The 21,758-nt window shown below is 67.7% G+C and carries 20 protein-coding genes and 1 pseudogene; 10 read left to right on the forward strand and 11 right to left on the reverse strand.

Annotated elements, in window-relative coordinates; genetic code table 11:
* Positions 1-242 precede the first annotated feature (242 nt).
* The 3 genes from ACFVWG_RS15670 to ACFVWG_RS15680 form a co-directional block, all read right to left on the reverse strand.
* Positions 243-1,247 carry an LLM class flavin-dependent oxidoreductase gene (locus ACFVWG_RS15670; RefSeq protein ID WP_391543975.1) on the reverse strand — a complete coding sequence of 335 codons (1,005 nt, stop codon included), beginning with the start codon at positions 1,245-1,247 and terminating at the stop codon, positions 243-245.
* 142 nt (positions 1,248-1,389) lie between these two features.
* Positions 1,390-1,917, reverse strand: coding sequence for an NADPH-dependent FMN reductase (locus ACFVWG_RS15675; RefSeq protein ID WP_391543976.1), 528 nt, complete (start codon positions 1,915-1,917; stop codon positions 1,390-1,392).
* 35 nt (positions 1,918-1,952) lie between these two features.
* Positions 1,953-2,369, reverse strand: coding sequence for a hypothetical protein (locus ACFVWG_RS15680; protein ID WP_391543977.1), 417 nt, complete (start codon positions 2,367-2,369; stop codon positions 1,953-1,955).
* A 117-nt stretch (positions 2,370-2,486) separates the two neighbouring features.
* On the opposite strand from ACFVWG_RS15680, the gene ACFVWG_RS15685 reads away from it, so the two are divergent.
* Positions 2,487-4,724 carry a HelD family protein gene (locus tag ACFVWG_RS15685; RefSeq protein WP_391543978.1) on the forward strand — a complete coding sequence of 746 codons (2,238 nt, stop codon included), beginning with the start codon at positions 2,487-2,489 and terminating at the stop codon, positions 4,722-4,724.
* On the opposite strand, the gene ACFVWG_RS15690 is transcribed toward ACFVWG_RS15685, so the two are convergent.
* Positions 4,718-5,326, reverse strand: coding sequence for a hypothetical protein (locus tag ACFVWG_RS15690; protein WP_391543979.1), 609 nt, complete (start codon positions 5,324-5,326; stop codon positions 4,718-4,720). The two genes, ACFVWG_RS15685 and ACFVWG_RS15690, sit on opposite strands and share 7 nt — an antisense overlap.
* Positions 5,287-7,041, reverse strand: coding sequence for a PHP domain-containing protein (locus tag ACFVWG_RS15695; protein ID WP_391543980.1), 1,755 nt, complete (start codon positions 7,039-7,041; stop codon positions 5,287-5,289). Before ACFVWG_RS15695 ends, ACFVWG_RS15690 begins: the two co-directional genes overlap by 40 nt.
* 122 nt (positions 7,042-7,163) lie before the next feature.
* On the opposite strand from ACFVWG_RS15695, the gene ACFVWG_RS15700 reads away from it, so the two are divergent.
* Complete coding sequence (locus ACFVWG_RS15700) at positions 7,164-7,316, forward strand: hypothetical protein (protein WP_391543981.1); 153 nt, start codon at positions 7,164-7,166, stop codon at positions 7,314-7,316.
* Positions 7,317-7,502: 186 nt separating this feature from the next.
* Here ACFVWG_RS15700 and ACFVWG_RS15705 read toward each other — a convergent pair whose 3' ends face one another.
* Positions 7,503-7,733 (reverse strand): hypothetical protein, encoded by a 231-nt coding sequence (locus ACFVWG_RS15705; protein WP_391543982.1) that lies wholly within the window; start codon positions 7,731-7,733, stop codon positions 7,503-7,505.
* 647 nt (positions 7,734-8,380) lie between these two features.
* On the opposite strand from ACFVWG_RS15705, the gene ACFVWG_RS15710 reads away from it, so the two are divergent.
* A complete protein-coding gene (locus ACFVWG_RS15710; protein ID WP_391543983.1) occupies positions 8,381-8,965 on the forward strand; it encodes a MarR family transcriptional regulator in 585 nt (194 codons plus the stop codon).
* Here ACFVWG_RS15710 and ACFVWG_RS15715 read toward each other — a convergent pair.
* Positions 8,962-9,798 carry a DUF3152 domain-containing protein gene (locus ACFVWG_RS15715; protein WP_391543984.1) on the reverse strand — a complete coding sequence of 279 codons (837 nt, stop codon included), beginning with the start codon at positions 9,796-9,798 and terminating at the stop codon, positions 8,962-8,964. The two genes, ACFVWG_RS15710 and ACFVWG_RS15715, sit on opposite strands and share 4 nt — an antisense overlap.
* Before the next feature lie 176 nt (positions 9,799-9,974).
* On the opposite strand from ACFVWG_RS15715, the gene ACFVWG_RS15720 reads away from it, so the two are divergent.
* The 4 genes and pseudogenes from ACFVWG_RS15720 to ACFVWG_RS15735 all read left to right on the forward strand — a co-directional run.
* Positions 9,975-11,759: a protein-arginine deiminase family protein gene (locus ACFVWG_RS15720; protein WP_391543985.1), complete on the forward strand. Its 1,785-nt coding sequence runs from the start codon at positions 9,975-9,977 to the stop codon at positions 11,757-11,759.
* Positions 11,760-11,906: 147 nt separating this feature from the next.
* Complete coding sequence (locus ACFVWG_RS15725) at positions 11,907-13,406, forward strand: LCP family protein (protein ID WP_391543986.1); 1,500 nt, start codon at positions 11,907-11,909, stop codon at positions 13,404-13,406.
* Between the two features lie 84 nt (positions 13,407-13,490).
* Entirely contained in the window at positions 13,491-14,018 is a 528-nt protein-coding gene (locus ACFVWG_RS15730) for a helix-turn-helix domain-containing protein (RefSeq protein ID WP_391543987.1), read from the forward strand.
* A gap of 113 nt (positions 14,019-14,131) precedes the next feature.
* A pseudogene (locus ACFVWG_RS15735) lies at positions 14,132-14,602 on the forward strand (PIN domain-containing protein); the annotation flags it as partial.
* Positions 14,603-14,607: 5 nt separating this feature from the next.
* On the opposite strand, the gene ACFVWG_RS15740 reads toward ACFVWG_RS15735, so the two are convergent.
* Positions 14,608-15,372: an SDR family NAD(P)-dependent oxidoreductase gene (locus ACFVWG_RS15740; RefSeq protein WP_391543988.1), complete on the reverse strand. Its 765-nt coding sequence runs from the start codon at positions 15,370-15,372 to the stop codon at positions 14,608-14,610.
* 185 nt (positions 15,373-15,557) lie between these two features.
* Here ACFVWG_RS15740 and ACFVWG_RS15745 point away from each other — a divergent pair, with 185 nt between their 5' ends.
* From ACFVWG_RS15745 to ACFVWG_RS15755, 3 genes are read left to right on the forward strand one after another with little or no spacing between them, the layout of a single operon-like run.
* On the forward strand, positions 15,558-16,406 hold the full coding sequence (locus ACFVWG_RS15745; RefSeq protein WP_391543989.1) for a virginiamycin B lyase: 849 nt from the start codon (positions 15,558-15,560) through the stop codon (positions 16,404-16,406).
* 57 nt (positions 16,407-16,463) lie between these two features.
* Positions 16,464-17,363 carry a UbiA prenyltransferase family protein gene (locus ACFVWG_RS15750; protein WP_391543990.1) on the forward strand — a complete coding sequence of 300 codons (900 nt, stop codon included), beginning with the start codon at positions 16,464-16,466 and terminating at the stop codon, positions 17,361-17,363.
* Between the two features lie 56 nt (positions 17,364-17,419).
* Positions 17,420-18,220, forward strand: a complete 801-nt coding sequence (locus ACFVWG_RS15755; RefSeq protein WP_391543991.1) for a phytanoyl-CoA dioxygenase family protein — start codon at positions 17,420-17,422, stop codon at positions 18,218-18,220.
* Here the strand turns inward: ACFVWG_RS15755 and ACFVWG_RS15760 are convergent.
* The 3 genes from ACFVWG_RS15760 to ACFVWG_RS15770 are packed head-to-tail and all read right to left on the reverse strand — an operon-like array spanning position 18,194 to position 21,744.
* A complete protein-coding gene (locus ACFVWG_RS15760; protein ID WP_391543992.1) occupies positions 18,194-19,162 on the reverse strand; it encodes a YdeI/OmpD-associated family protein in 969 nt (322 codons plus the stop codon). The genes ACFVWG_RS15755 and ACFVWG_RS15760 overlap by 27 nt on opposite strands.
* The gene (locus ACFVWG_RS15765; protein ID WP_391543993.1) at positions 19,159-20,124 is read right to left on the reverse strand and encodes a helix-turn-helix transcriptional regulator; all 966 of its coding nucleotides are present in this window, start codon (positions 20,122-20,124) and stop codon (positions 19,159-19,161) included. The genes ACFVWG_RS15760 and ACFVWG_RS15765 overlap by 4 nt, the downstream gene beginning before the upstream one ends.
* A 39-nt stretch (positions 20,125-20,163) precedes the next feature.
* Positions 20,164-21,744, reverse strand: a complete 1,581-nt coding sequence (locus ACFVWG_RS15770) for an FAD-dependent monooxygenase (protein ID WP_391543994.1) — start codon at positions 21,742-21,744, stop codon at positions 20,164-20,166.
* Between the last annotated feature and the right edge of the window lie 14 nt (positions 21,745-21,758).

Here is a 21,758-nt window from a genome sequence, read left to right on the forward strand (position 1 = left end):
GGGTTTGTGGGGGGGGGCACCCCAGGTGTTTGGGGGGGGACCACCCGTCTGTCGTCCCCCCCCCCCCACTGCCGTGGGTCAGCCCACCAAATGGGGCGGGGGGTAAGGCATTTGGTGGGTCAGCCCACGTGGATGTGGGTTGCCCCACCGCATGCCGTTGGCCCACCCACACTGCCGTGGGTCAGCCCACCAAATGGGGCGGGGGTAAGGCCGGCAAATGGGGGCGGGGTAGGGCGGAGGGGTCAGCGGGGTTTTAGGCCCCAGGACTGGGCTAGGAGCTGGATGGAGCGTTGGCGTTCGGCCGGGTCGTGGATGTGGGTGGTGATGATGAGTTCGTCGGCGTTGGCGGCGTTGGCGCGGCGGCGGAGTTCGGTGGCTACCTGGTCGGGGGTGCCGACGATGGCCAGGCCGGCCCATTCCTCGACGGCCGCTCGTTCGCCTTCGCTCCACGGATAGTCCGCGGCCTCTTCCGGTGACGGGAGCGGGCCGGGGCGGCCGGAGCGGAGACGGAGGATGGAGAGGGCGTTCGCCTCGGCGAGTTGGTGGGCGCGCTCTTCGGTTTCGGCGACGATCGCGGCCAGGGCGAGGATCGCGTACGGCTGGGTCTCGTGCTCGAACAGCTTGAAGTTCGTCTTGTACGACGCGATCACGCCGGCCGGGTCGAGTGTGCCGAAGTGACCGGCATAGGCGAATCCCGTCCCGAGGGCAGCAGCCGCCTGAGCGCCGTACGAGCTGGAGCCGAGGATGTAGACCGGCGGCAACGGTACGTCGGACGGTTGCGCGGAGATCGGTTCGAACGGGTGCCCGGCCGGGAAACCTTCGGCGTACGCGCGCAGCTCGGCGTACTGCTCGGTGAAGTCGTCCGCCCCGAGCGCCTCGCGGCTGCGGCGAAGGGCGAGCGCGGTGCGCTGGTCCGTACCGGGAGCGCGGCCGAGACCGAGGTCGATGCGGTCCGGGTACAGCCCGGCCAGCACGCGGAACGTCTCGGCGACCTTCAGCGGGGAGTGGTTCGGCAGCATGATCCCGCCGGCTCCGACCCGGATGGTCGAGGTGACCCCGGCAACCGCCGCGATCATCACCTCGGGACTGGAGCTCGCCACACTCGCCAGGTTGTGATGCTCAGCGAGCCAGTACCGGTGATAACCGGCAGCCTCAGCCACCCGCGCCAACTCGAGCGTCTCGTGCAACGCCCGCGAAGGCTTGGTCCCCGAAGGCACCGGCGAAAGGTCAAGCACGGACAAGGGCATGGCTTCGCTGCTCACAACGGTCGGCAACGACCGTCACCCGCGACTTATTCCTCCTCAGGACAGGAGGTCTCTCCGGATTCGGCTCCACCCGGGGAGACGCTGAGCGTGCAGCCGGGGCGCAGTGGGCGTATACGTCCTGTCCTTAGGACGGGTACGGCGTGGTGGAGCGGGCGTCGCGGAGGGGGCGAGACCACCAGGCGAGTTGGGTAAGGAGGGTGGCGGCGGCCGCGTCGGTCGTGGGGTCGATCGGCTCGCCGGCGGGCGTGAAGTCCTCCTCGTGGAAGCCGAGGGTGTCGCGGATGGTGACGGCGTGCAGCTCGCCGAAGACGAGGCGGAGTTGTTCGGCGGCGCGCAGGCCACGGGAGCGGCCGCCGTAGACGACGAAGGCGATCGGCTTGCCGAACCACGGCTGGCGGACGGCGTCGATGGCGGTCTTGAGGTCGCCGGGATAGGCGTGGTTGTACTCGGCCGTCACGACGACGATCGCGTCGGCTTCGGCGATCCGCACCGGGAGGTCGGCCAGCGGTACGGCGCTCAGATCGATCAGGTCCGGCTTGAACTCGTCGTGCCGGTCGGCCGCACGCTCGAACCACTCGGTCACCGTGGTGCCGAAGCGGCCGGGCTCGAGGTTGCGGGTGAGCACGGCGAGGCGGAGCGGATGGACAGTCACGTCCGGTGACGCTAATACCTCAAGACGACTTGAGGTCAAGCCGTCGGGTACGGCGGCTCCGGCACGCGGTACGGCTGGTGCACAGGCGCCCGGCGCAGACCGAGGACGGCCAGGCCTCCGGCCGCCACGATCAACGTCCAGAGCAGCACGACGCGCCAGATCGGCAGCAGCCCCCACAGCAGGAACAGCTCGCCGGAACAACCGATCGCGGCGACCAGAGCGATCCAGAGCCCGGCCCGCCGCCGCGCGATGAGAGCCCCCACCGCAGAGAGAGCCACGATGACGACAATCAGTGCCGGGATCGCGGTGAAGATCACCACGTAACCGTGCGGATCGCAGTTCGGCCCGCAGGAGGAGTCCTCGGACGAGGAGGCGTCCACCAGTTGGAAGATGGCCGCCGAGCCCACCAGCAGCGTCGCCGACGCGTTCGCGATCCACAGCCACTGCTTCAACTGAAATCCCCCACTACAAGAAATCCCCGGCAGCGGATAAACTCAAGGATTTGTGGCTACCACCGAGAAATGCATTCGGGAGCCAACAAAGACGCATTTTATCACAAGGGGTTTGAATTGCCGAATCCGGTCGACGCCGAACAAGCGCACCTCAGCACGTTCTACGCTGCCCTCGATCACGAGCGGGAGCGGACCGAGGCGCGGACGCGCGAGGAGCTGCTGATCAGCACCCGCAACGCGCAGGCGCTGAACCAGCGGGACGGGCGGATCCGCAACCTCGACATCCGGCTCTCGCGACTCAACAGAGCCGAGGAAGGGTTGTGCTTCGGGCGGCTGGATTCGGCTGACGGCGAGGTGCTTCACATCGGCCGGCTCGGGCTGCACGACGCCGACTACGAACCGTTGCTGATCGACTGGCGCGCCCCCGCGGCCCGCCCGTTCTACATCGCGACCGCGATCGCGAACCAAGGCGTCGTACGGCGGCGCCACATCCAAACGCGGTTACGCCGGGTGGTCGACGTACAGGACGAGCAACTCGACCTCGCTCGCGAGGCCGCCGACCCGTCCAAGCCGGGAACCGGCGTGATCGGCGAGGCCGTGCTGCTGAAGGCGCTGGACGCGCGCCGGACCGGCCGGATGGAGTCGATCGTGCAGACGATCCAGGCCGATCAGGACCGGATCATCCGCTCCGAGCTGCCTGGAATCCTCGTCGTCCAAGGCGGTCCCGGTACTGGCAAGACCGCGATCGCATTGCACCGTGCCGCCTACCTTCTCTACACGCATCGTGAACAACTGGAAAAGCGCGGAATTCTGGTCGTCGGACCGAATGCGGCATTCCTGAAGTTCATCGGTCAGGTGCTCCCGTCGCTCGGTGAGGACGGCGTCCGGCTCGTCACGATCGCCGAGCTGTACCCGGGCGTGACCGCGACCCGCCCGGAGGCGCCGGAGAGCGCCGAGGTGAAGGGCCGCACGGTGATGGCCGCGGTGATCGAGAAGGCGGTCGCCGACCGCCAGTGGATCCCGGACGCACCGATCGAGGTGCTCGTCGACCGGACCACGCTCACGCTCGACCCCGAGTTCGCCCGTACGACGCGCGACCGCGTGCGCCGCCGCAATCTCACGCACAACCAGGCCCGGCCGTTCTTCCTGAACGAGATCGTCGACGGCCTGACCGCGCAGTACTCCGACCTGATCGGCACCGACCCGCTCGATGGTGAGAACCTGCTCGACGACTACGACCTCACCGAGCTGCGCAACGAGATCCTCGCCGAGCCGAAGATGCAGGCCCTGTTCGACCAACTGTGGCCGCAGCTCAGCCCGCAACAACTCCTCGAGGACCTGTACGGCGATGAGGAGCGACTCGCTCAGGCAGCACCACAACTGAGCGAACTCGACCGCGAACACCTCCTCCGGTACGGCGCCGACTGGAGCCCGGCCGACGTACCGCTGCTCGACGAAGCTGCCGAGCTGCTCGGCGATGACGGCACGGAAGCCGCCCGCGAGCGAGCCGCCCGGGCGCGCGCAGTTGCTTATGCACAAGGCGCTTTGGACCTGTTGTCCGGTTCGGGGTCGACCGACTTCGACGAGGAGGACGACGCCGAAGTACTGACCGCGAAGGACATCCTCGACGCGCAGATGCTTGCCGAGCGCTACGAAGCCGACGACGATCGCACGCTGGCCGAGCGCGCCGGCGCCGACCGGCGGTGGACCTACGGGCACGTGATCGTGGACGAGGCGCAGGAGCTCACCCCGATGGCGTGGCGCGCGATCGCCCGGCGCTGTCCGCTGCGTTCGATGACGGTGGTCGGCGATGTCGCGCAGACCAGCGCGATCGGTGGCGGCACGAGCTGGTCGTCCGCGCTCGGTGAGACCTTCGGCGACCGCTGGCGATTGGCCGAGCTCACGCTCAACTACCGCACGCCGGCCGAGGTGATGGACCTCGCGAACGCAGTACTGCATGAGGTCGACCCGACGGCCAAGCCGCCGCGCTCGGTTCGCTCGACCGGCGTACAGCCTTGGCATGCGGATGTCCCGCCGGCCGATCAGGCCTTGTACGTCTACAAGACAGCGTCCGAGGAGACCCAGTACGGCGAGGTCGGCGTGATCACGTCACGCAGCCGGCTCGAGCTGATCCAGGAGGCGGTCGACGGTCTGAGCGGTGTCACCGTGCTGACCGCCCGCGAAGCGAAGGGACTCGAGTTCGACTCCGTCCTGGTCGTCGACCCGGACGGGATCGTGATCGAGTCCCCTCGCGGGCTCAGGGACCTGTACGTCGCTCTGACCCGTTGCACGCAACGTCTCGGCGTGATCGGTGAACTGCCCGAAGCACTGGCCCAGCACGACTGGAATCAGTGATCCGCGCAGCACTTCTGCTGGTGCTGGAGTTCGAACGGGATCAGCAGGTTACCGGCGGCCGGCTGTAACTGCAGCACGAGCTGACCCTCCCGCCGTACCGGCCGGAGGAAGTCGAGCGTGTCGACCAAGGCGTCGTCGGTGATCGGCAGACCACCAATCGCTTCCAGGTGGTCGATTCCGCACCGGCTGCGCAGCTCGGCCGCGGGCAGGACCCCGCGGCCCCGCTCGTGACCAGGCCAGCGGACGACTCGACCCGCCGTACCGAGTGCTGCTTCGACTGCGGCCACGTAGGCACCGCGGACGAGCTGACTCGGTCCGGCAAGCTCCGGCTGGGTGGCTCCCGGCCGGGTGATCGCGAGGCCCGCGCTCCGATCCGCGACGACAGCGCGGATCGGTTCGGCCAGATCGGCGCCGCCGGCCAGCGACACCGCCACGTGCGGCCGGTCGCCGCCTGCAACCATGTGGGTGCAGGCGATGACCGGCTGATTCACTGCCTCGAGCAGCTCGTACAGCAGGTGGTCGGCCGCGGCCGTGTCCCTGCTGTCCGTGTCGACGGCGACGATCACTTCGGCAGCACCCAGATCGGGTTCGTGTAGAACCACAGGTCGACCCACGGGTCCGCGTCGCCGACCACGTCGAGCGCCGGACCGGCCGGGTCGACGGCCGCACCGTGGTACCCAGGCTGGCTGCGGTGACCGTCGGTGCCCCGGACGCGCAGGTACGACGCCTCCTCGACCCGGCCGAGCGGGTAGACCAACTCGAAGGTGCCGCGCTTGCCGGAGGTGTCCCACTGCCGGACGACCTTGGTCTGCGGTGCCGCGAACGTGTCGCGGTCGCTGACCGGGCCAGTCACCGAACCCTGGATGACGTCGACCCGATTCAGGGTCGGCACGAAGTTCGCCCAGTTCGGCATCGTCTGCGTGGTGATCCGGACGACCAACTCGACCGGGCGACCCTTACGAACCACGAGCGCGCCACCCAACGGCTCGCCGTACCGTTTGCCGACCTCGCGCACCTCGACCTCAACGCCCTTGACGAGCATGCCGTGGTCGACCCAGACGCGGCCGTTGCGCAGGCCCTCCATCACCGAGAGGTAGTCGCGACGGTCGGCGCCGACGTGCGTGCGGCTGTAGAAGCCCGGCCAGAAGTCGCTGTTCGTGGTGAGCACCTGGTTGCCGTAGACCGGGTCCATGTACCGGCCGTCACGGTCGAACTGCTCCTGGCTGGAGCCGTCCGGGCGGCGGGCGGTCTCGTTCCAGTTGTTGTGCGAGTCGGAGTTCGCGCTGATCCACCACGGCTTGCCCTCGGAGAGCAGGCTGTCCCACAGGCCGCCGACCGTCGCGGTCATCCAGTCGAAACCGCCCCAGGTGCGGTAGCTCTCGGCCGGGTATGCCGGGAACGAGTTCGCGTTCGGGGAGTTGCCGTAGATGCCGCGGGCACCGCCGGTACCGATGCCCTTCGGGAGACCGCCGGCCTGGTGACCGGGTGCGCCCTCGAAGCCGACCGCGATCCGCGGGTTCGCGTCACGCCAGTTGCGAATCTCGTGCGGGCTGTCGATACCGTTGCGGGCCGGGTGATTGGCCAGGAAGAGTGCGTCCGCGACGCGACGCTTGTCGACCTGCTGACCGAGCCACTGGATGCCGGAGACCGCGAGGGCCTCGTTGGCCGGGGTGTTCGCACCGGCGTTCTTCACATTGCCGTCGTAGTTGTTCTCGAACTGCTTGAGAACCTCGACCTCGCGACTGCCCGGCGCGACGAAGACGGTGCCGTGCTCGGCGGCCGGGATGTTCCACTCCAGCCCCTGGAAGATCAGGGTGTCCTTCAGCTCGGAGCGCGCGGCCTTGATCTGCGGGTTCACCAGATCGACGCCGATCCGGGCGTGGGTCGCGCCACCGTGGTCGGTGATGACGAGCCAGTCCAGACCGTACGCGGCCGCGTGCCGGGCCTGGTCGATCACCCGGTACATGCCGTCGGAGCTGAACTGCGTGTGGATGTGGTGGTCACCGGCCAGCCAGACGTTCGGCCGGTTGCCGTGGCTGAAGACCCAGCCGTCCTTCGGGGCGCTGGCCGCGGCGAACTGAGCGCCGGTGACCGCGAGGGCCGCCGTACCGCCGAGGATGCCGGCCGAGCGGAGCAGTCCGCGACGGGAGACCTCGGTCGGGGTCAGGTCGCTGTCCGGCACCGACTCGTCGAGCGCGGTCAGCGTGGCCGCGTCCAGCTCGGTGTTGGGGTGGTGATGGTCGTGGTCGTGCGAGTGGTCGTGCCCGTGACCATGTCCGTGCCCATGACCATGACCCGCGCCGTGCGTGTGCCCCATCGTGCTTCCTCCTGACAAAGGGAAATCCGCCGGATCATCGCCGTACTGGATGTCCGGCGGATGTTGCTCCGGTGAACCCTTCGACGCACCTGCGACCCCGTCGCGGCGGCGAAAATCGACGAGTGGTCCGGTTCGAACCCGTCCAGGCCCAGCAGATGAAGGTCGCCTTCACCCGCACCTTCACGCCCTCGGCCGACGGAGTGTTCCTCGACGACATCGAGGTGTACTCAACGCAAAACGTCCGCACCGGACTGGGGAGACCGGTGCGGACGTGAAAGTTGTTCAATTCATTCAGGCGCAATGCAGGGGAGAAATGCGGCGGCAAGTGAGGAGCAGAACGCCAACGCTCACTTGCCGCCGTACCGAGGCCTTTTGTGGTCGAGGTGAGGTTCTCGGCCGACCGTTGTCCGGGTGGGTTGTCTGGTGAGATACGGACGACGAAAAGGCTTCGGAAGCTTCTCCTAGCGGGGTGCTACGTCCCACATGCGCTCGCCGGGCAGGGGGTCGGGGAGCCGGTCGACAGCAGGCATCGGGTCGTTGGTGACCCGCAGGCCGGCGAAACGACGGCTCATGGCATGGGCGTACCGCTCGGCCAACGCCGGCTCGGCGTTGTAGTCGGCGATCACGTGCTCACCGAACCAGACCCGCACGCGACGGCGCTCGATGATCTGGGTGGCGGTGGCGGTTGTCACTGGTCCTCCTGGCTAATTCGCGATGATCGGCAAGGGATAATTCGCGGGCGAGCGCGGTGACGATGCGCCGTAGGTGTTCACCGTCACATCAGATCCAACGGAGCACCTGAGCCGTTGGTCACGCACCGATCTCGATTTCTCCGACTGCGGGCAAACTTTTTCGGACCAGCGGTACTCGAATTGTTCGAGCACATTTTCGACTGTCGTGAATTCAGCCGAACGGCCCGCGGCCGGAGACACCGCCGTCCATCACCAAATTGCTGGCCGCCCGCCGCCCGACCGCCGACCGCCGACCGCCGACCGCCGACACAGCCCGCCCCCACATCGCTCACCCATTTCGCTGGCTAGCCAGCCATATTGGGGGTTCGGCACCGTGGTTAAGGGTGCAGAACCCCCGACCTCGCTGGCCAGCCAGGCAAATCGGCTGAGACGGGTGGGTCGGGTGGGTCGGCCGGGTAGTCCTCGCCGCCGGTAGTTGAGGGCACCGATGACGAGGGCTCGTTTCGCACTCGGCTGCGCGGCTGAGGGGGTAGACCACCGACGGGCTGCACTGGATTCCTTCCCCGTCCCACCGCCCCGATCGATTCATAGCGTTTCCTCAGGAACGACACGCCGAGCTGTCGGAAGGACTCCGTACGCTGGATCACGTGACCATCGAAGACGAGGAAACCCAGGCTCTCGCGCTGCGCAAGCCGGCGGCGGACGGAGTGGTGGGATCGCCTGCTGCGGTTCAACCGACGGCCTTCGCCGCGGTGCAGACCGAGCACCTGATCGGTGACGTCGGTGACGCGCTCCGCCTGCTCGACGCGGTCGAGCGAGTGCGCGGCCACGCGCACCCACTCATCCTCGGCCTGCAGGACGCGGTTGGCCTGAAGATGCCGGCCGCCCTGGTGCTGAGCGCGATCGCCAACGGCCGCAGCACCGCCGAGGGCGTGGCCGAGCAGATCGGCACCACCACCGCCGAGGCCGAGCTGGCCATCTCCGACCTCGCCGCCCTCGGCATGGTCCGGACCGGCCGCCAGGTCGTGGTCACCGCGCTGGGTCAGGCTCGCCTGTCCCAGCTGGACGGGCTGACCGTCCGCGTCCTCGATGTCGTGACCGGCATCCTCGGCCCGGACGATGCGGCGCACTTGATCCGGCTGCTGCACACCGTGGCCGACGGTCTTGAGTCCGCCACTGTCAGCCCCAGTCCTGCCCAGGCGGTGCTTCCACAGGCCTTCCTCCAGAACTAGGTAGCGGGGATGGGGTCGTCGTACTTGCCGAGGCGACCTCGGTAGAGCGATCCGTCGCGGTAGGGCCACGCGTACGCCGTACAGCCGTGGAGCCCGAGTGTTTGCTGCTGCATGACCGGCGCGGGCTGGCCGTCGCCGGGGCAGAGCTGGTGGGCGTTGCCCAGGCGGTGTCCGGTCTCGTGGTTGACCATGTACTGGCGGTAGGTGGTCAGTGAGGCGCCGTAGTTCGGGACGCCGTGTACCCAGCGGGCGATGTTGAGGACGACCCGGTCGCCGATCCGGCAGCTCGTGTAGCGGTCGGGTGCATAGCCGCAGTACGTGTCGCGGGTCTCCGGCGTGACGAACATGAGCCGGAAATCCGCCTGCTCCCCCGGTCCGACCTGCTGGAACCGCCACTTGCCACCGGCGGTCCAGCCCTGCGGAGCGCCGTACGTGTCGCGGACGAACTCGGCCAGCTCCGCTTGGTCGATGCCCTTGATCCCACCCTCGATCGCGATCTGGAAGGTCATCAGGCGGCCGGCGCGGCCGATCACCCGATGCGCCGAGTCGGCGGGGAGCACGGTGAAGTTGACCGTTCCGCGCTGTGGATAAGTGATCGCCGGGTCGGGGCGGTCGGGAGTCTTCGACGACTGCTCGTCGGCCGGCTTGTCACCGGGGTCACCCTTTGGCGCCTGTACGACGGTTCGTCCGGGCGGCTGGGCCTGGTCGACGACCGGCCGCTCGGGCTTGCCACCGCGGTCGAACGGGCTGGCCGGGAGCTGGAACAGCACTCCGGCGCCGACCACCGCCACGGCGGCGAGTCCGACGATCCTGACAGCAGTCCAGCGGCGCATCGAGTCCCTCTCCTCACGACACCCTGGCGGGCGTCCACTCACCTCCTCTTGCCTCCAAGGCCCAAACCCCTTCTCCGGCCGTGGGTGGAGATCGTTTCTCCACCTGCCGGTTCTGATACGACCGTGTTAGTTTCGAGATGGAAAAAGCACGCTCGTATCACAAAGGAGAAGCTCCGATGAGACGCTGGACCGCGGGCCTCGCCGCCGCGACCCTGCTCGCCGCCGGAACCCCGGTGATCGCTGCCTGGGGGGCCGCACCACTCGCGCACCTGACCGCCGACGTGAACCGCGACGGCCTGCTCACCACCGCCGACGACGCCGGCCGATCCACCTGGACCGACAGTCGCGGCGCGATCTTCCTGCCGAACCTCGACGACGACGAACGCCGCTGCAAGGTCAGTCCCGCCGAGCTCGGCGCGATCGGCCGGGCGGTCGACGAGAAGCTTGCCGCCTGCAACGACGCCGCCGACGACCGCATCAACGGACCCCGGGACGCTGCGGATCTGGCACCGCTGAAGATCGATGCCCTAAGCAACCTTTCGTCCACCGCGACGGGAATGCTGACGATCAGCCCCGCGGACAAGGCACGCATCTTCGTCGATGCTCGGCCCGTCGGGAGTCTGACGGCGGCTCAATTGCGCAAAGGCGTGCGACTTGGGCTGGAGGGGCGGGATGTGGTTCGCGACCCGACGAAGTGGGACGGGCGGATCACCGTCACGCTGACCGTTCGGGACCACGGGCGGAGCAGTAGCGACGTCGTACAGCTGCGGGTTGCTCCTTTGATGCTGCAGAACGACCTGCAGCCGGCTCAGACCGTCCTCGCCGGCGCACCGAATGACGGACCAGGCTGGCCGGGCGGCCAAGCGCCGTACCCGGATGGTGTGCCGGGTGAGTGGCAGCCGTTCGCGCGGACGCTGCGGTCGGCCACCAGCGAGACCGGGGCGCGGCTGAAGTTCGTGAAGGGTACGGCGCAGGGCTGGAAGGACATGTGGCTTCAGGACACGTTCGAGCCGGCTACCGCGAGCATGCCGGCCGTCGGCGGTCCGCACACGATGCGGATCCTGATCCGGTCCGGCAATGTCTGGGACTTCAACGGAGTCTCCACTCCCCGTCCGGCCGGTCGGCTGATCTATCGCGACCTCCGCGGCCCGGACGTCGGCGTCGTACAGGAGCTCGCGGCCAAGGCCTCGCCGAGTCTCGACGACCTGCTGAACATGGGCGGCAACCTCGAGGCACTCCCGCCGTACGACGGTTATCCACAGGGCCGAGTCCTGTACGGCGCCGGTGCGCGGCGACCCGATCCGGCGTACCTGAAGCTGGTCACCGGGCAGGGCTATCAGCCGCCGGTCACGATCGACACGTCCTGGCTGATGGTTGGTCACACCGACGAGACGACTCACGTCGTACGGGCGAACAACGCTCGCGGCTGGACTCTCGCGGTCGCCGACCCGCGGCTCGCGGCCAAGCTCCTGCGCGACGTGCAGCGCCACGGCGGTGGCGGCCAGCACCTCTTCGCCGACACCAACGCCAAGACCAAGCCGTCGGTTGACGAACTCCTCGCCACCACCAGCCTGGCCGACAACGAGGCCGCCGCCCAGCACATCGACGATCAGCTCGCGATCCTGCTCAAGGCGACGGATCTGCGCGCCGACGAGCTCGTCCGGCTCCCGGTCTTCTTCAACCGCGTCCCCGGCTACGGCCTACTGAAATTCCTGACGCCAGGTCTCACGAACGGCCTGTCGCTCACCGATCGCCAGTTCGCTGCGCCGGATCCGCACGGGCCGAAGCTCAACGGTCGCGACGTCTTCCGGCAGGCCACCGAGCGCGCGCTCGCCCGCAACGGAGTCCGCGTGCACTGGGTCCAGAACTTCTTCTGGTCCCACCTGGCCGGCGGCGAGGTCCACTGCGCAACCAACGCGCTCCGGGATGTCTCCGACGCTACTCCCTGGTGGAGGTCCTGATGCCCGCAGCAACCTGGTGAGAGCGATGGCAGGAACAGGACAGGATTCGAGGACCCGCCGAACTTTTTGCGGAGTCAGCGAATCGTAGGGCTGAGCGCGGTTCGGGGCCGCGCTCATTGTCCTGTCGCCAGTTGATGAGTGGAGCCCATGTCCTCGAGCAGCAGATCCGGGTCCGGGGCTCGCCGTGCGCGGCGGGCCAAGCGTCGTGAGCGGTCGGGGATCGCGGCGCTGGCGCTGGCAATCGTGGGAGTGCTGCTGCCGGGTGTCAGCTACCTGGCGGCCGGGCGGCGGCGCCTGGGTACGGCGGTCACGCTGCTCAGTCTGAGCCTGTACGGCGCAGCGGTGTACCTGGCGCTTGCTCGTCGTGACGACGTGGTCACCTGGGCACTGAACCCGGACATCCTGCTCTGGATGGTGGTCGGGCTCGGCGTGATCGCGCTGTACTGGGTCGCGGTCCTGGTCTCGTCGTACAAGATGCTCCGGCCGATGGCCGCCGGGCCGGGAGCGCGGCTGGCGGGGTCCGCGGTGATCGGGCTGGTCTGCTTCGGGATGGCATCCAGTACGGCGCTCGGCGCGCAGACGCTGATGGCGCAGCGGCAGTTGGTGGAGAAGGTGTTCTCCGGTGACAGCTCGAAGAGCCAGACCCGGCCGAAGATCAAGAACACCAAGGACCCCTGGGCCCAGCTCCCGCGCCTGAACATCCTGCTGCTGGGGGCCGACGACGGCGCGGGTCGCCAGGACACCCGGACCGACTCGGTGATGATCGCGAGTATCGACACGCGGACCGGCAAGACCGCCCTGATCTCGCTGAGTCGGAACTGGATGCGGATGCCGTTCCCGGCCGGCACCGCGCTGCACAAGAAGTTCCCGACCGGATACTGGGATCCGCACGGGAAGGAGGACCAGCCGAACTACTACCTCGACGCGATGTACCGGCTGATCCCCGCCGAGCACCGCGACCTGATCGGCCCCTCGGACAACCCGGGCGCCGACGTCCTGAAGCTCTCGGCCGGCGAAGCCATGGGTCTGAAGCTGCACTACTACGTGCAGGTGAACCTGGCCGGCTTCGCCCAGCTCGTCGAGGCCCTCGGCGGGATCACCGTCAACATCAACTACCGGGTCCCGGTCGGCGGCAACGACGACAAGAAGATCCCGGCCAGCCGCTACCTCGAACCCGGCCCCGACCGGCACCTCAACGGCACCGACGCGCTCTGGTTCGCCCGCGGCCGCTACCAGGTTCAAGGCGCCGACGTCGCCCGCCAGGCCCGCCAGCGCTGCACCGTCAAGGCGATCGTCGAACGCGCCACCCCACAGAACGTCCTGGCCAACTACATGGACCTGGCCAAGGCCGGCGAGAACCTGATCCGCACGGACATCCCGCAGACCATCCTGCCCGCCTTCGTCACCCTCGGCCAACGCGTGAAGAACGCCCAGATCACCAACATCGACCTGAACAAGCCGAAGAACTACCCCAGCGGCAGCAACCCCAAGTACGAGGCCATGCGCAAACTCATCCAGCAACACCTCAACCCCACCACCAAGCCCGCCGCCCCGAAACCCACCGCCAGCACCCCCCACAAACCCACCACCCCCAAAACCCCCGCCCCCGACCTAGCCGAAGCCTGCGCCTACAACCCCGAAAACTGAGCTCCTTGCACCTGGGGCGTCGAAGATCTATTATTCGAACGTTACGAACAGAAGTTCTTTTCGTTCGAATAACTGGGAGACATGGTGACGGCCGAAGCACTGGAGCAGCAGACCTACCTGCCCGAGCAGCCTGAGCAGTTGGCATCGGTGGCTAGTTTCCTGCTCGCGCACGAGAGCCGGCATGGCACTACTCCCGAGCCGCGATACTTCCTGGCGGGTGCTCAGGAAGGCGATCAGGTTGAGGTGCCGGAGGCGTTGCACATGGTTCTGCTGCAGGTTGTCGAGGCGTTGCGATCCGGGCATGCGGTCACGGTCGCGCCCCAAAGCTCCAAGCTGACCACACAACAGGCCGCCGATCTCCTAGGCGTCAGCCGCCCGACCGTCGTCCGACTGATCGACCAGGGCGAGCTCCCATCCGAACGGATCGGTTCGCGACGCAAGGTCCTCCTCCGTGAACTGCTCGACTATCGCGAGCGCCGCCGGCAACGCCAGTACGACGCCATCACCGCCACTGCCGTCGAGTTGGACGCCGAAGACGACCCCGCCGCCGTCCGCGAACAACTGAAAGCCATCCGCCAAGACCTCGCCGCCCGCCGCCGAGACCACCACTGAAAGTCACCGCAGTGTTCAGCGCCGTCCTCGACACCTCGGTGCTCTGGCCCAGCACCCAACGAGACTTCCTCCTTTCCCTCGCAGCCGAAGGCCTGTAGCGGCCGCTCTGGAGCAGTGCAATTCTCGAAGAGCTCCGCTACACCCATGTCCGGAAGCTGATCAACCGCTCGGTCCTTCCTGCCAAGGCCGAGGCGCGCTCGGCGTACCTCGTCGAGCAGATGCGCACCGCGTTCGACGACGCGGAGGTCACCCACTGGGAGCCGTACGACGGCACCTTCGGCCTGCCCGATCCTGCGGACGAACACGTCGTCGCAGCCGCAGTCGCCGGTGGCGCCGGAGCGATCGTCACCGAGAACCTCAAGGACTTCCCACCTCCGCGGATACCCCGTGGCATCCAGGTCCTGCCGGCCCGCGACTTCGCCGCCGACACCGTCGCGGTCAATCCACAACGAGCCCTGCGGGCAGTGGTGACGATGTCTTCTCGACGACGGTTTCCACCTGAGTCCGTGGACGATCTCTTCCTCGTACTTCGGGAGCGGTACGGGATGGATGAAGCCGTCGACCTGCTCGACGAGGCGCGCTGAGCGGGTCAGGCGTAGCGGGTGCTTAGGCCGCCGTCTACGGACCAGTTGGCGCCGGTGACGAAGGCGGCGGCTGGGGAGGCCAGGAAGCAGACGACTTCGGCGACGTTCTCGGGGGTGCCGATGCGGCCGAGGGGGTGGACGGTGGTGGCGTGGTCGCGTTCGTGGGGGAAGGTGGTGAAGAACTCCTCCAGGAGGTCGGTGGCGATGTAGCCGGGGCTGACGGCGTTGACGCGGATGTTGTGCGGGCCGACGTCGAGGGCGAGGGAGCGGGTCATGCCGACCAGGCCGGACTTGGCGGCGGCGTACGGGAACATGCCGGCGGTAGTGAGGGAGGCGTGGATCGAGGCGATGTTGACGATCGCCCCGTGCCGGTTCTCGATCATCGCGGGGAGGACTTGGCGGGCCATCAGCCAGGCGCCCTTGAGGTCGACGTCGAAGACGGAGTCCCACTCCGCGACGGTCATCTGGGTCGCGTCGGCGTACGCGTTCTTGCCCGCGTTGTTGACCAGCACAGTCGCCGGCCCGAGCTCGGCGGCCAACTGGCCGACCGACGCCGCGACCGATGCCTCGTCGGTGATGTCGCCGACCACACCGGCTACGCGCGCACCGGTTGCCTTCAGGTCCGCTGTCGTTGCGGCCAACTGATCAGCCAGTACGTCGATCAGCCCGACCGCTGCACCTTCCGCAGCGGCCTTCTCGGCCACCGCCCGCCCGATTCCGCGAGCGGCGCCGGTGACCAGCACGACCTCATCGATCAAACGCCCAGTCACGAGAATCCCTTCGGTCGACTCCTTCCGACCCTAGTGCGGATCTCCATCACCCACTAAGTCGGTGCGTCTCCGATGCTTCACGCTCAAGACCTTCCGCTCGGACGGTGTACAGGAGGGTTGGTGGGTGCTGGCGGTCCGCCTGCGGTAGATGATGGGACGGTTTGTTGTCGATCGGGAGGTGTTCGGTGTCAGTTCAGGAAATCTCGGGTCCGGGTGAGGGCCCGTACGGCGTCGCGGTCGTTGGTGGGGACGTGTGGACGACACTCGTGCATGCGGGCGCTGTGATTCGGCTGAAGGCGGGTACCACCGAGCGCTTCGAGCTGGAGGCACCGGAGTCGCAGCCGATGGTGATCACGGCAGGCGCCGACGGCGTGTGGTTCACCCGGAACGGCGACGACCACGTTGGGCACATTGATGCCTCTGGCAACGTCACGGCGATCGCGGTGCAGGGATCGCCGTACGGGATCTGTGTCGGGCCGGATGGTGCCTTGTGGTGCACGTTGATGAGTACGGACCAGGTTGCGCGGGTTGCGGCTGATGGCGCCGTGGCGACGTATCCGATCGGCATCGACGGCGGGTTTCCGGCGATGATCACGGCGAACGACGAGCTGTGGTTCACGGTGAATCAGGGGAACGCGATCGGGCGGATGACGACGGCCGGCGTTGTGACGACGTACCCGTTGCCGACCGAGGGCGCCGGGCCGGTGGGGATCAGCGCGGGCCCATCCGCGGTGTGGTTCGTGGAGATCATGGCGGACCAGGCCGGGCGGATCAGTACCGACGGGAAGATCGAGGAGTTCCCGCTGCCGGCCGGGTCGAAGCCGCATGCGGTGGTGGCGACCGCGGATGGTGGCTGCTGGATCACGTTGTGGGGTTCGGGTTCACTGGCTCGGCTCGATGCGTCTGGAGCGGTGGTCTCGACGCATGAGCTGGGCGAAGGGTCCGAGCCGCACGGGCTGGCGGTCGATGCCGACGGGTCGGTATGGGTCGCGCTCGAGAATGGTTCGCTTGCTCACATTCACGCTGAGGAGTGAGGGGACTCACGCTGTGAGGTGAGGTGCGGTCCGGGGTTGCGGGAGGAGAGTGGACTCGTGGCCACCACTCTGGCAGCACGTACGAGGGTTCGTGATGTGCTCGCGGTCGGACGGCCGGCGTTCTGGGTCGTCTCGATCGTGCCGTACTACGTCGGTATCCTGCTCGCGACGCGGCAGCTGATCCCGCCGCTGGAAGAGTGGCCGCGCCTGATCGTCGGCGCGGTCGTGATGGGTCCGCTGGTCTGGCTCGCCGTGCTTGCGGTCAACGACGCGTACGACCTGCCGAGCGATCGACTCAATCCCCGCAAAGCGAAGTCGCCCTTGCTGGACGGCCGCATCACGTTGCGCGCGGCGAAGCGGCTCGCGTTCGCGGCCGCGGTCGCGGCGGTCGGCATCGCGATGCATGTCGGGATCGTGTTCGCGCTTGGCGTGCTGCTCGCCGTCCTTCTCGGCTACGCGTACAGCGTGCCGCCGGTGCGGTTGAAGACGCGCGCCGGGTTCGATGTCGCGGTGAACGCGCTGGCCCTGGGCGCCTTCGGCCCGCTCGCCGGCTGGGCCGCGATCAACCCCGACCTCAGCGACTTCCCGTGGCTGATGGGCCTGCAGGGAACGCTCGCCGCCATCGGCCTCTACCTCCCGACCACGCTGGCCGATCTGGAGGCCGACCGCGCCGCCGGGTACCACACCATCGCGGTCCGGTACGGCGCACAAACGACGTACAGGCTCGGGTACGGCGCCTGGATCGCGGCGGCGGCGTTGTCCGTCGTACTGGCTGCGACGGACACGATCATCCCGCGCAGCATGCTCGCGCTCGAGGTCGTGATGGTCCCGGTGCTGGTCGTTGCCTACCGCAAGCTCATCGGGCCGCGGCAGTCGTTCAAGGGGATCATCGTGCTGGCGTCGCTCTTCCTCCTACCGTGCGCCACCTTCGCCCTGACCTACACCGGCGTGCTCTAACCGGATTTTCCAGCCCTCTTTACAACGATGGATGCGGCGGGGAACCCTGGTGTTCTATGAATGCCACCGATCTCGAGACCGACTACGCCCTCAACCCGGCTGACCTTGCGCACTTCGAGCAGCACGGCTTCGTGAAGTTGAAGAACGTGCTGAGCCCCGAGACGATCGCGGCATACGCACCGGAGATCACCGGGAAGGTGATCGAGCTGAATACACAGGCCGTGCCGTTGGCGGAGCGGGACACGTACGGCAAGGCGTTTCTGCAGGTCACCAACCTCTGGCAGCACAGCGCGAAGGTGCTGGAGTTCGTGTCGTCACCGCGACTGGCGCGGATCGCGGCGGAGTTGCTGGGCGTGCAGTCAGTGCGGCTGTACCACGATCAGGCGCTGTACAAGGAGTCCGGCGGTGGGGTGACGCCGTGGCACGCGGATCAGTACTACTGGCCGTTCGCGACCGACCGGTGTGTGACGGTGTGGGTGCCGTTGCAGGAAACGCCGATGGAGATGGGACCGCTGTCATTCGCTGCGGGCAGTCATGTGTTTGAGCATGGCCGGGACCTGCCGATCAGCGACGAGTCCGAACGAGTACTGCAGAAGTCGTTGGCTGAGCAGGAGTTTGCGGAGTTCTCGGAGCCGTATGAGCTAGGTGAAGTGAGCTATCACCTCGGGTGGACGTTCCACCACGCGCCGGCCAACACGAGTGACGTGCCGCGGCGCGTGATGACGGTCATCTACGTCGACACGGCGATGGTGATCGCCGAGCCCGTCAACGACGCCCAGCGCAACGACCTCTCCTGGATCCCCGGCGGCAAGCCGGGTCAGCTCATCTCGTCACCGCTCAACCCGGTCCTCTATTAGCTCGAGCAGCGCCTCCTGGCCGTCGGTCACCGGGAAGTAAGCGAGGAATGTGACGCCGTCCGGCCCGGCGTCAAAGCGGATGGGCTCATCGGCGGGCTCGTAGAAGAGGTCGCCGGGAAGCAGCACAACCTCAGGCTCGTCGCGCAACTGGTAGATGGCTGAGCCGGACTCGATGCTGCCGAAGACCGGGCCGTTGTGGGTATGCACGCCGACGGCGGTATTCGGAGCCATCGTGATACGCCGCGCCTCCACCCGTCGTACCGGCAGGTCAGCGGGCAGGGTCTGGTCGAGAACAACCTGGCGGGTGATCTGATCAACGGTCATAGCCGGGAGTGTACATACCAATAGGTACAGATATCTACAGCTGCGCTTCTGGGGGTAGATGGTTTCGCCGCGAGACAGCTGTTCGACGAACTGGGCGATGCGGCGGGCCCGGGTTTCCTCGCGCTTGGCGTCGTTGACGCGGTGGACGACGGCGAAGCGATTCGCGCTGGTGAGGATGTCGAACATTGCTTGCGCATCCGGTACGGCGGCCACCGCGGCAGCCAGATCAGCCGGGATCTCGAGGTTCGCGGCGCCGCCGTAGGCGTTGTCCCAGCGGCCGTCGGACTTGGCCCGGTCGACCTCGGCCCAGCCGGCTGGTTGCATGCGGCCGGCCTTGTCGAGGCGGGCGATGTACTCGACGTTGCGCTTCGACCAGGTACTGCGGGAGCGGCGCGGGGTGTAACGCTGAAGGAAGGTGGACTCGTCGCGAGCCTTGCGCTGGCCGTCGATCCAGCCGTGGCACAGCGCCTCGTCGAGGGCGTCGGCGACGACCAGGCTGGTCGGGTCGGTGACGTCCTTCTTCGCCAGCACGAGCCAGACGCCGTCGCTGGTCTGGTGGTTCTCGCCGAGCCACTCATGCCAGGCGGCCGCGTCGGCGAGGATCAGTTCTTCGGTCATCGGGCGGTCTCCTGGAAACGGGTGGCGATGTGGTGAGCGGCGGCAACGAGTTCAGGCGGGCCGACGAGCTCGAGGTCGCACTCGAACATGGCGAATCGGGCGGCCAGGCCGACCCAGGACCACGCGGTCATCGTCACCCGGCAACTCGACGGCGTGACCTCCTCGACCATCGTGTCCTGGCCGGACCACGGCGCGACCTCGTCCGCGGGCAGCTGCAGAACCGCCTCACCCCGGCACGGGAACTGGTCCTTGGTCTTGAACTGACGCGAGATGTACTCCGCAACATCCGCAGCCGGCAGTTCGCGCGGCGTGAACCGCGGTCCGGTCGGCGTCTTCGGTGTCATCCGGTCGACCCGGAACGTCCGCCAGTCCTTGCGGCCCAGGTCCCAGGCGATCAGGTACCACCGACCGCCCCACGTCACCAGGTGATGCGGCTCGACCTGCCGCGGCGGCGGCCACTCACCTTCCGGCGCACCCGGCGATTGGTAGTCGAATCGCAGTACCTCCTGGGCGCGAACCGCCATCCCGATCGCGATCAGCTGGTTCGAGTCCACCGTCGTACGGCGGTTTGGGTAGCGGTCGATCGTGGTCACCTGCAGCGCGTCGACGCGTTGCCGGAGTCGGGCCGGCATCACCTGGCGCACGGTGGCCAAGGCTCGCAGCGCGCCTTCCTCGATCCCGGCCACCGTGGTGGTCGCCGTCTGCAGGGCGACCGCGACCGCGATCGCCTGGTCGTCGTCGAACAGCAACGGCGGCAACTCGGCACCTGCGTCGAGCCGATAGCCGCCGTCCGGACCCTTGATCGCGCGGACCGGGTAGCCGAGATCGCGCAGCCGATCAACATCACGGCGCACCGTCCGCGGGCTGACCTCCAGGCGCTCGGCCAGCAAGGCACCTGGCCAGTCGCGACGCGCCTGGAGCAGCGACAGCAGCGAGAGCAGTCGGGCTGAAGTTTCGGACATGGGACTAGCTTGGCAGCAATAGCGGCCGGTTTCTGTCCGCTACCCCAGGCGTTGCGCCAAGTCGCTCAGGACATCCTCCGGCGCTCCGCGATACCCGACGTACTTGTCCGGCCGGATCACGAACGCCGCCGCCCGCTCCACGCCGTACTGGCTGCGCGCATCTTTCTCCTCCGCCCCGATCACCCGCGCCACCACCAGCTCCGGGTACGTCGCTGAGATCTGCACGGCGAGCCCGGTCAGGTCGACCGTGTCCTCGAACAGCAGGACGGTGTGATGAGTCCCCCGCAAGACGTCGTACAGGCGTCCGGATCCGAGCGTGGCCTCCCGAGCGCGTTCGCCCGGCTTTGGCGCCGTACCCCAGTACTGGCCGCTCTCCGCGTTGAGCGGGCTGTCGGGATAGGCGATGTGCAGTTCGGACAGCATGCCGATCAGGAAGTGCCGCACTGCCTCGGTCTGCAAGAGTCGACTGCCGACCCCAGGCATGACGTGCTGACGGATGAACTCCATCGTCGGCTTTCGACCCGCGATGACCGCGAACATCCGGTCCGAGGTCTTCAGCAACCGCTCACCGACCGGATGCCGATCCGCGTGATAGCTGTCCAGCAGACGCTCCGCGCCCAGACCGGTCTTCACTCCGCGTGCGACCAGCGCCAGCTTCCACGCCAGGTTGTACGCGTCCTGCAGCCCGGTGTTCATCCCCTGCGCCCCAGCAGGGCTGTGCACATGAGCCGCGTCCCCCACCAGGAACGTCCGGCCGGTCCGGTACTGCGGAACCGCCCGCCGGTGCAGGCGATACCGGCTGACCCAGTGCTTCTTGGTGATCCGGGTCGGATACGGAACGCGCTCATCGGTCATCGCCTGGAACTCGGCGTCCGTCGGCTCGCTGTACTCCGCGCTCGGCCCGTCCGGCCCCGGCTCGACATTGCCGAAGATGCGGAACCGGTGCTCCCCCGGCATCGCGAACGCGGCATAGATCCCGGGCTTGCTGATGAAGGTGTACAGCTCGCCGTCCGGCAGCTCCCAGTCCAGCTCGGCGTCGGCCATGATGAATTCTTCGTGGTACGTCGCTCCTTCGAACGGAACGCCGATCGCCGTCCGGACCGCGCTGTGTGCGCCGTCGCATCCGATCACCCAGCCGGCGCGGATCGTCTCGGTGCCACCGTCAGCACGTTGCAGCGTGGCCGTCACTCCCTCGCCGTCGTCGACCAGACCGGTGAGCGCGAGCCCGCGCTCGATCGAGATCCCCAAGCCAGTAAGGCGTTCGGTGAGGATCCGCTCGGTGTCGTGCTGCGAGAGGTTGTACGCGTTCGAGTACTGACTGCGCTCCTCCGAGTCCTTCAGCACGCCCTCGAAATCGATCCGGTAATGCTTGTCCCGGCTGTAGATCGCATTCAGCCCGTGCACCTCCACGCCGGTCGCCAGGACCTCGTCGATCACGCCGATGTCGTCGTACAGCTCGAGCGTCCGCGGCCAGTTCACCAAGGCCCGCGAGGTCGTCTTCGGTGCCTCCAAGCGATCCACGATCCGCACGTCCACGCCGTGCCGGGCCAGCTCACCGGCCGCCAGCAGTCCGGTCGGTCCGGCCCCCACAACGAGGACCGCCACGTCGATGTCAGTCATCCCCAGCCTCCTGA

Origin of the sequence: Kribbella sp. NPDC058245, assembly GCF_042882005.1 — a bacterium.
Classification (GTDB): domain Bacteria; phylum Actinomycetota; class Actinomycetes; order Propionibacteriales; family Kribbellaceae; genus Kribbella.

Excerpts from the sequence above, each read along its gene's own strand:
- ACFVWG_RS15770 (WP_391543994.1), bottom strand. The coding sequence starts at position 21,744 with ATGACTGACATCGACGTGGCGGTCCTCGTTGTGGGGGCCGGACCGACC.
- ACFVWG_RS15670 (WP_391543975.1), bottom strand. The coding sequence starts at position 1,247 with ATGCCCTTGTCCGTGCTTGACCTTTCGCCGGTGCCTTCGGGGACCAAG.
- ACFVWG_RS15725 (WP_391543986.1), top strand. The coding sequence starts at position 11,907 with ATGTCCTCGAGCAGCAGATCCGGGTCCGGGGCTCGCCGTGCGCGGCGG.
- ACFVWG_RS15765 (WP_391543993.1), bottom strand. The coding sequence starts at position 20,124 with ATGTCCGAAACTTCAGCCCGACTGCTCTCGCTGCTGTCGCTGCTCCAG.
- ACFVWG_RS15720 (WP_391543985.1), top strand. The coding sequence starts at position 9,975 with ATGAGACGCTGGACCGCGGGCCTCGCCGCCGCGACCCTGCTCGCCGCC.
- ACFVWG_RS15755 (WP_391543991.1), top strand. The coding sequence starts at position 17,420 with ATGAATGCCACCGATCTCGAGACCGACTACGCCCTCAACCCGGCTGAC.
- ACFVWG_RS15760 (WP_391543992.1), bottom strand. The coding sequence starts at position 19,162 with ATGACCGAAGAACTGATCCTCGCCGACGCGGCCGCCTGGCATGAGTGG.
- ACFVWG_RS15715 (WP_391543984.1), bottom strand. The coding sequence starts at position 9,798 with ATGCGCCGCTGGACTGCTGTCAGGATCGTCGGACTCGCCGCCGTGGCG.
- ACFVWG_RS15695 (WP_391543980.1), bottom strand. The coding sequence starts at position 7,041 with ATGGGGCACACGCACGGCGCGGGTCATGGTCATGGGCACGGACATGGT.